The sequence below is a fragment of the Kitasatospora sp. NPDC028055 genome (genome assembly GCF_040637885.1).
Taxonomy (GTDB): Bacteria; Actinomycetota; Actinomycetes; order Streptomycetales; family Streptomycetaceae; genus Kitasatospora.
The window spans coordinates 112,958-120,835 of the sequence record NZ_JBEZXE010000023.1; the positions used below are offsets into that span (position 1 = coordinate 112,958).

Genomic DNA, 7,878 nt, shown 5'->3' on the forward strand with positions numbered 1-7,878 from the left:
CTTCGTGGCTCTCTGCCTGGAATCCGGGCGGCGCAAGATCGCCGGTCGGGGCAGATGATAGGCCAAACGCCATTGCTCCTGTCAAACGGTTGGCCGATGTACGAACGAAGTTTCAGGAGTGGAGATTATTTGAAGACTTCGGCTCGAGGTTGGCGAGTGCCGAGCGGGCCAGTGCCGCCTCGTCCGCGATGTCGACCTGCTCGGCCAGATGAATGGCGGCGGTCAGCTGCGCGCGGGCGGCAGTCGTATTCCCGAGTGCCGCCTCACAGCGGCCCAGGCCGCGCAGGGCTGCTGCTTCCTCCCGCGCGGCACCGATGGAGCGGGCCAGCTGGAGTGCTGTCGCGTGCTGGTCCAGGGCTTCCTCGTGTCGGCCGGCGCTCGACATGGTCTGACCGAGGCTGTTCAGGCCGTCCGCCTCGTAGCGGACGCTGCCGACCTCGCGAAAGGTGGTCAAGGCAGCCCGGTGGAGCGAAAGGGCGCGGTCGAGTTCGGCGGGAATTCTCAGTGTTCCGGCCAGGTTGACGCGTACCACCGACAGCTCCACCGGTGGCATGAGGCCGTCTCCGATTTCCAGGATCCGCTCGAAGGTGCTGCGTGCCTCCGCATTTCTTCCGGAGCTGGAGTGGAGCTCTCCGAGATTGTTGAGTATGCGGAGCTCGAGAACCCGGTCATTGAAATCCCGGGCACATGGGAGGGCGCTGTCATAGGCGGCCTGCGCCGCTTCCGAATTCCCCACCGAGCGGTGCAGGATTCCTATGTTGGCGAGGCAGCGGGCGGCATTCAGCTGATCGTCCTGCTGGATCCGGATGGCGAGCACCTCCTCCTGCAGTGCGAGCGCCTCGTGGAGTCGGCTCTGGTTCCATCTCAGTCGCCCGAGCAGGCCCAGCGCGTTCGCCGTGGCGTCCGGGTCGCCCTCGCGGCGGGCGAGGGCCAGGCTACGCTCCAGGGCCTCGACCGCGGGGTCGTAGTGGGAGGCGTTCGCGAGTGTCGCCCCCAGGTCGCTCAGCGCCCATGCCTCCTGGAGGTCGTTCGTCTGCGACTGCCACAGGGCGGCCGCGGCGCGGTGCATGTCCTGGGCCTCGCTCCAGTACGCCTCGGCGTCCAGGTGGCCGGCCAGCACGTGGGCGAGCCAGGCGCCGGTCTCCGCGCGGCCGACGCGATGTGCGTGGGCGGCGAGGGCGATGAGCGTGGCGATCTCGGCCTCCAGCCAGGCCCTGGCCGATTCGGCCGAATCCATCGCCATATCCGCCAGGATGGCTTCCAGATCATGAAATTGATGATCAGTCAGCAGCTCGGCTCTCGACCTGCGCGGATAGAGCAGGTGATCCGCCTGGTCGGCCGCACTCAGAGCGAAGCGGAGCAGTCGGTCGACCGACGATTCCCGGAGGTCGTCCTCGACTCCCAGGGCCACTGCGAAATCCCGTAAAAGGTCGTGAAGTTGGTACCTTTCGGGCGTGATCTCGATGAGGAGGTGGCAGTTCAGCAATGCCTCCAGCACCTGGTCGGTTTCGTCCACCGTGCGCCCGAGCAGTGCCGCCGCCGCGTGCACACCGAAGTCCGGTCCCGGATACAGGCCGAGCAGCCGGAAGGCCGATCGCTGGCTCGGCGGAAGGTACTGGTAGGAGACCTCGAAGGCGCGCGCGATGCTGTCCGAGCCGCTGCGGATCTCGGCGAGGCGGCCCCTGCGGGAGAGGCGTCGGGCGAGGTGGTCGAGGGTCCAGGACGGGCGGGCCCGGAGGCGGCTGGCGGCGAGTTCGATGGCGAGCGGGAGGAGGCCGCAGCGGTTGACGATCTCGACCACGCGGTCGCGGTCCGTCGAGCGCTCGGGGCCGACCAGGTCGGTGAACAGGGCGACGGCGTCGTCGACCGGCAGGACGTCCAGGAAGACCGGCCGGGAGCCGGGGAGTTCGGCGAGTCGTTGGCGGCTGGTGACGATGACCAGGGCGGCCGGCGCGGGTGGCAGCAGCGGGCGGATCTGGGAGGCGTTCGCGGCGTCGTCCAGGACGAGGACGGCCCGGCGGGTGGAGAGGGTCTCGGCGCAGAGGGCGAAGACCTCGTCGGCGTCGAGCGGGATGGTGGTGGCGGGCACGCCGAGGCGTCTGAGCAGCAGGGCGCCGGTGGCCTCCGGGGTGAGTGGCGGTTGGTTGCCGACGTGGGCGCGCAGGTTGAGGTGGACGTAGCCCTCGGGGAAGTGCTCGCGCATCAGGTCGGCGGCGTGCAGGGCGAGGGTGGTCTTGCCGACGCCGGGCATGCCGAGGATCGCGGAGACGGTGACGACCCCTCCCCGAGCGGCGGCGGCACCGGGCAGGACACGGCGCAGGTCGTCCCGTCTGCCGATCATCCGGTGCCGTCCCGGGGCACCGGGGGCCGACGCGGCGACCTCGGCAGGGGAGTCGGCGGCCCGGACGAGCTCCGCCCGTCCGGGTGTGCCCGGCAGGGGTTCGCCGTTGAGCATGAGCCGGTGCAGTCGGGTGAGTTCCTCGCCGGGGTCGGTGCCGAGGCGGGTGCGCAGCAGCCGGACGACGGCGGGGTAGACGGCCAGGGCGTCGGCCTGGCGACCGGCCGCATGGAGTGCGGTCATCAGGTGACCGGCCAGGCGTTCGTCGGTGGGGCGGTCCTCGCGCAGGGCGGTGAGTTCGGGGATCAGTTCGTGGTGGCGGCCGATCCGCAGGTCGAGCTCGATCCGTTGCAGGGTGGTGGCGAAGCGCTGGTCGGCCATGGTGGCGCGGGTGGTGCGGGCCCAGTCGCCGGGCAGACCGGCGAGGGGTTCGCCGCCCCAGAGTTCCTCGGCGCGGCTGAGGACGGTTCTGGCCTGGTGTTCCTGTCCGTTACCGGCGAGCAGTCCGGCTCGTTGGGACAGGTCCAGATATCGGTGCCAGTCGATGAGTTGGGGGTCCGCCCGCAGGGTGTACGTGTGCGATCGGGTGTCGATCGTGGGCACTTCCCCGGGGCTTTCCGTCCCGGCGGCGCGGGCGGCGCGTCTCAGGAGCGCGCGGAGGTGGGAAACGTGGCTGTACAGGCTGGTCAGTGCGCTGGGCGGTGGTTCCTCGTCCCACAGTCGGTGTGCGAGCGACGTATGGGAGAGCGGCCTTCCGAGCTCCATGGCGAGTGCGGCCAGCAACTGCCTCCGTTTGTCGGAGTGGAGTGCCAACGGCTCTCCGTTCACCGACAGTTCAACTGAACCCAGGAGATGGATCCGCATGCGACGCCCCCCGCCGGTTGGCTACCAGCTTGCCGTGTCGCGGGTGAGCATGGCACGCGTCCGGGGCGATCGGCTATACCACGATGGGGTTCGGGAGATGGTCCTTTGGGAATGTTCTCGACTTGACGACAAGTCATCTGCTAGTGCGGAACGGTAAATTCGTCGAAGGCAGGGGGAGCCAGTGACAATTCCGGCCGCGGTGGGGTGCTGCCCGTGACGGGCGCCGACCTGCCCTCAGGGGTCGTGCGCAACTCGCTGACCGGCGGAGGGGTCAGCGGTTCGGTGGTGCAGGCGGGCACGATCAACGGTGGGGTGCATCTGGTCGCCCGGCCGCTGTTGCCGACACCGCGCCAACTGCCGCCAGGTCCACGGCGGTTGATCGGACGGTGTGCCGATCTGGCGGCGCTGGACCAGGTGTTGAGCGAGGACGGCGGCGCGGCGGATGCCACCGTCGTGGTGACCGGACCGGCCGGAGTCGGTAAGACGGCCCTCGCCGCCCAGTGGTTGCGCGGTCTGGCCGGGCGCTTCCCGGACGGCCAGCTGTACGCCGATCTGCGCGGGTACGCGCCGGGTGGGCCCGCCGACCCGGCCGAGGCGCTCGGCGCGTTCCTGCGGGCGTTCGGCATCTCACCGGCGCCCCCCAGTCTGGAGGAGGGCGTGGCCCTGTGGCGCTCGGTGGCGGCCGAGCGGCGGATCTCCGTGCTGCTGGACAACGCCTCGACCGCCGCACAGGTCCGCCCGCTGCTGCCGGGCTCGGACGGCACCGTGGTCGTGGTGACGAGTCGGCGCCGGCTCACCGGGCTGGGGATAGACGGCGCGGTGTTCCGGGGGCTGGAGCCGCTCGCGCCGGAGGCGTCGAAGGAGATCCTCGCCGAGCGGGTCGGTGAGCGCCGGGTGGCGGACGAGAGCGATGCCGCGGCCGAGGTGGTGGATGCCTGTGCCGGGCTGCCGTTGGCGATCTGCCTGGCGGCGGCGCGGATCGCGGCGCGGCCGGCCCAGTCGCTGGCGGCGACCGCCGAGAAGCTGGGCCGCGGCGCGGACCGGCTGGCGGTGCTGGACGTGGAGGGCGAGACGGTGCAGGAACTGCTGGACGCCTCCTACGGAGTGCTGGAGCCGGCGAGCGCCCGGCTGTACGGACTGCTGGGCCTGCTGCCCTTCGCCGAGTTCACCCTGGAGAATGCCGCCGTCCTCGCCGATCTGGACCTGTCGGGGGCGGACCGGCTGCTGGACGGTCTGATCGACGTGCACCTGCTGGAGGAGAGGGGGCCGGAACGGTTCCGCTTCCACGACCTGGTCCGGTTGCACGCCCGGGCGCACGGGGCGGAGGACCGGGGCACCGCGGCCACCGGGGCCGCCTTCGACCGGCTCGTCGACTGGTACCTCGCCTCGACCACGGCCGCCGAGGCGGTGGTCTCGCCGAGCCACCGCACGCTCGCCCGCGACTACCTCACCCGACCCGTGCACCCGGCCCGCGAGTTCGTGGACGCCACCCGGGCCCTGGAATGGCTGGACGAGGAGCGCGACCGGCTGGCCGACCTCCTGCGCTGGTCCGAGGAGCTGGGCCGGCCCGCCGCCGCCTGGCAACTCGCGGACGCCATGTGGCCGTTGTTCCTGCGGCTGCGTCCGGCCCGGCTGTGGGTGGAGGCCCACCGGATCGGTCTGCGGGGTGCCCGTGCCGTCGGTGACCGCGACGGCGAGCTGCGGATGCTGACCTCGGGCGGCAACGGCCTGCGGAACGCGGGCGACGCGGAGGAGGCGGCCGACTGGTTCGCCGCAGCCCTCTCCCTGGCCCGGGAGGGGGACCAGCCGCTGGCCCAGGCGAACGCGCTGTACGGGCTGAGCCAGACCCATCGGATGGCGGGTCGGCTGGAGGAGGCGGCCGAGTGCCTGCACCGGGTGGTGGAGCTCAGGGAGGCCCAGGGCCAGCTCCGCGGTTCGGCGCTGGCCCGGCTGGCTCACGGCGAGGTGCTGCTGCTGGCCGACCGGGCGGCCGAGGCGGTGGAGCTCCTGGAGCGGGCGGGCCGTGAGCTGTCCTCGATCGGGGACGACTACGAGGTGGCCCGGGCGAGGGCCTTCCTGGGGTTGGCGCACGGCCTGCTGGGTGCGTACGACCGCGCCGAGGCCTGCCTGGAATCCGCCCTCACGGGCTTCCGGACCGCGCTGTCGGTGCACTGGGAGGCCCGGACGCTGGAGTTCGCCGGCCAGGTCGAGGAACGGCGCGGCCGCCCGGAGGCGGCGCGCGCCCGGTTCGAGCAGTCGCGGGCCCGCTACCAGGACGTGGGTGCCGCGGCCGAGGCGGCCCGACTGGCGGACCGCCTCGCCGCGTACGGGCTCGCTACCCCCGTTCCCGAGGGGCGTCCCGACGGCCCGTCCGGCTGAACCGGGCGCACGGGCCGAACCGGTCCAGCTCGGTCAGCGCCCGACCGGCCGCCAGCCAGGCGTGCGCCAGCGACCCGAGGGCCAGCGGCAGCGCCGGCGCACCGTCGGTGCGGCGCGCCCCGGGTGCGGGGCGCAGGAGGAGCCGCGCCCCGGTCCGGGCGAGCAGCAGCACCGCTCCGCCACGACGTTCGGCGGTGGCGACGGCGCAGCCGGGGTGGGCGGACAGCGCCTCGACGAGCCGCGCGCCGATGTCGGCGGCCGGGAGGAGCCCCAGGTGGAGCACGTCGGCCTGCCGCCGCCAGCGCAGGGCGGTCGGTTCGGTGAGGTCGAGCACCAGGTGCTCGTCCTCGAAGCCGGGCCGGGGCCGGCCGTCGTGCGGTGCGGCGGGTGGGTCCGCGGTCAGCAGTACGTGGCGGGCGCCGGCGGGGGAGACGACCCGGGCGTCGAACAGGCTCGCCGGGGGCCGACCGGACGGCGGGGCGGCGAGCGGCGCCAGCCGTACGGTGTGCAGGACGGCGGTCATCCGGCCCGCCGGGAGTCCGGCGCGAACGGGGCGTCCAGCGGGTCCGGCAACGGCAGCGTGGCCGGCACCGGGCTGTGCGCGGGCTGGCCGAGTCCGAGCACCCGGTACAGCAGCCGACGGGCGTTGCGGTCGAAGCGGCCGGGTTCGGAGCTGATCCGGTCGGCGATCGCCGCGTAGTCCTCCGGGTGGTACTGCTCCGCGGCGTAGGCGAGCTGGTCGGTGAGCGGGTGTCCGGGGGCGAGCGCGGGCGCGGTCCGGGCGAGTTGGGCGGAGGGCGAGCGCGGGTTGACGTTCCGGTGCGGGTACTCGGCCAGCAGGACGGGGGCGCCGGTCATCGCCCCGTAGAGGGTGACCGAACCGTGGTCGCCGATGACGTAGTCGGCGGCCACCAGCAGCGGCCGCCAGTCCGCCTCCGGCGGGACGACCGAGACGGCTCCGCCCGCGGTGGCCGTCGCCCAGGACCGCACCTGCCAGGGACTGTGCGCCGCCGAGATGTTCGGATGGGTCAGCAGCGCGGTGCGGTAGCCCGACCGGGGCAGCTCGGAGTTCAGCCGGGGCAGGACGGCGTCGAGCCGGGTGAACAGCGAGCCGGCCCCCCAGGTGGAGGAGACCAGGACGAACTTCTCCCCCGGTCGCAGTCCCAGGGCCGCCCGGTAGTGCTCCCGGTGCGGCAGCGCGGCGGCGATCCGGTCGTAGCAGGGGTCGCCGACCACCTCGGCGATCGGTACGGCCTCCGGGCAGCTGCGGCCTAGTTCGTCCAGCTGTTCCCGGTGGGCCAGCGCGAACGAGCTGGGGACGATCCTGCCCTCCCAGCACAGGTGGTCCGGGCCGAGTCCGATGGCCGCCCGCTCGCCGTCCGGTCCGCTGCGCCGGGACAGCTTGATGTTGCCCGCGCCGTGCGGGAGCCGGACGACCGGCCCGTTCAGCTGCTCCATCCCCTGCGAGCCGGCCGCCAGGACGAGGTCGAACTCGCGTCGAACGGCCTGCTCCCAGGGCAGCACGGTGGCGCCCAGGGCGAGCAGGCCCTCGGCCGCGCCGCGGTTGAACACGTGCGGCGCCACCGTGAACTGCACGTGGATCCGCAGGTCGGAGGCGAGCAGGGCGTAGAAGTCGTGCAGTCGCTGGGCGTAGACCACGGTCTGGGCGACGACCAGCACCCGCTTGCGGTCCGGCATGGTCTCCCACGGCCCGTTGCTGCCCCAGGCCGGGCTGTCGTGCGTCCCGTGAGCGGTCGTGATGTCCTGTTCCCCGTGCACCAAGGTCATTCCGTTCCCCCTCCTTGATCGCAGGTCGGGGCCGTCGACGAGCCCCGCCGCCGATGCTCCCCCGGCCGGTTGGTGGATTCATTGACGAGACCTGGCGGGGCCTTGCGGAAACCTTGTGCCCGCTTGCCGCCCCGACGGGCGGCCCCGGACACCGGGTAGGGTACTGAGTGCCTTTACCAGGGGTACTGAGTGCCGTATTCTCTCGGTGGAGCCTCTGATGCCAGTCGCAGACAGCCGACCCGGCATGCCGGTCCAGGTGGCGCTTGCGGCACGTGGGCCGCGGCCGGGCCGGGATTGGCACTCAGTACCCTCGGCCTGACCTGAGGCCATGGATCCAGTGCATCCGTGCACCCGTGACAGGAGAAACCGCTCATGAGCTTGAGGATCGTTGTCTGTGTGAAGTACGTGCCGGACGCGACGGGTGACCGTCGTTTCGCGGACGACCACACCACGGACCGGGAGGGTGTGGACGGCCTCCTGTCGGAGCTGGACGAGTACGGCGTGGAGCA

General features: G+C 72.4%; 4 protein-coding genes and 2 pseudogenes. 2 read left to right on the forward strand and 4 right to left on the reverse strand.

Annotated features, from left to right (window positions below; translation table 11 throughout):
- Positions 1 to 112: 112 nt before the first annotated feature.
- Positions 113 to 2,941 carry a BTAD domain-containing putative transcriptional regulator gene (locus AB0F71_RS22940; RefSeq protein WP_360237451.1) on the reverse strand — a complete coding sequence of 943 codons (2,829 nt, stop codon included), beginning with the start codon at positions 2,939 to 2,941 and terminating at the stop codon, positions 113 to 115.
- Between the two features lie 45 nt (positions 2,942 to 2,986).
- Positions 2,987 to 3,202: pseudogene (locus tag AB0F71_RS22945) on the reverse strand (winged helix-turn-helix domain-containing protein); the annotation flags it as partial.
- 213 nt (positions 3,203 to 3,415) lie between these two features.
- Between AB0F71_RS22945 and AB0F71_RS22950 the strand changes: the two are divergent.
- Positions 3,416 to 5,581: a tetratricopeptide repeat protein gene (locus AB0F71_RS22950; RefSeq protein WP_360237433.1), complete on the forward strand. Its 2,166-nt coding sequence runs from the start codon at positions 3,416 to 3,418 to the stop codon at positions 5,579 to 5,581.
- On the opposite strand, the gene AB0F71_RS22955 is transcribed toward AB0F71_RS22950, so the two are convergent.
- Positions 5,538 to 6,104: a hypothetical protein gene (locus AB0F71_RS22955; RefSeq protein WP_360237435.1), complete on the reverse strand. Its 567-nt coding sequence runs from the start codon at positions 6,102 to 6,104 to the stop codon at positions 5,538 to 5,540. The genes AB0F71_RS22950 and AB0F71_RS22955 overlap by 44 nt on opposite strands.
- On the reverse strand, positions 6,101 to 7,369 hold the full coding sequence (locus tag AB0F71_RS22960) for a hypothetical protein (RefSeq protein WP_360237437.1): 1,269 nt from the start codon (positions 7,367 to 7,369) through the stop codon (positions 6,101 to 6,103). The genes AB0F71_RS22955 and AB0F71_RS22960 overlap by 4 nt, the downstream gene beginning before the upstream one ends.
- Positions 7,370 to 7,741: 372 nt before the next feature.
- Between AB0F71_RS22960 and AB0F71_RS22965 the strand changes: the two are divergent.
- A pseudogene (locus AB0F71_RS22965) lies at positions 7,742 to 7,878 on the forward strand (electron transfer flavoprotein subunit beta); the annotation flags it as partial.